Origin of the sequence: Mesorhizobium sp. M0587 (assembly GCF_040320945.1) — a bacterium.
In the GTDB taxonomy this organism is placed as follows: Bacteria; Pseudomonadota; Alphaproteobacteria; order Rhizobiales; family Rhizobiaceae; genus Mesorhizobium.
This window is the reverse complement of sequence record NZ_JAMYQP010000124.1, coordinates 1-566: the sequence shown is the minus strand read 5'-3', so window position 1 is coordinate 566 and position 566 is coordinate 1. Positions and strand designations below refer to the sequence as shown.

At 63.1% G+C, this 566-nt stretch carries 1 pseudogene; it reads right to left on the bottom strand.

Features of this window, described 5'->3' with window-relative positions:
* A pseudogene (locus NKI49_RS33305) lies at positions 1-566 on the bottom strand (hypothetical protein); the annotation flags it as partial.

Genomic DNA, 566 nt, shown 5'->3' with positions numbered 1-566 from the left:
ATTCAACGCACCAGGGTCATCAACGAGGCTGGCCACCGTCAAGTTGCTGGGCTGAAGCCAGACGCTGAACCTGCGCAGCGCGGATACCCAGTTCACCACGGTATTGTATGCAGCGACGTCAGGATTCCTTTCCCTGGCGTCGTTCATCACCTTCGTGATCTGGGAAAAGAGGTGCTCGTCGACGTTCCCGGCGCGCACCCGCTGGATCGCCGCCAATGCAGCGTTGATTAGGGCGTCGCCAGACTGATGCGCAAACGCGTTCGCGCGGCCAATCAACCCATTGGGATCGTCAGGGTTGCCAGGAGCGTCAAGCAGGCCGCCCAGTGTCCGGCCCTGGGGCTGCGTCCGAAGCCATGCGCTGAATTCGCGCAGACTCGTTGCCTGCGGCAAGATAGTCCTCCTGGCGCCACGGCCGGTGGCCGCGATGAAGTCAGCAATGATCGTGCGGTCCTCGTCGGGGACTATCGTGTGGTCCTCGTCGGCCGGGCGGCCGCGCTTGGCATAATCGGCGCGATACGTCGTCTTGACAACCTCCGGCTGGTGCATCCCGTCCTTCGACGACTGCT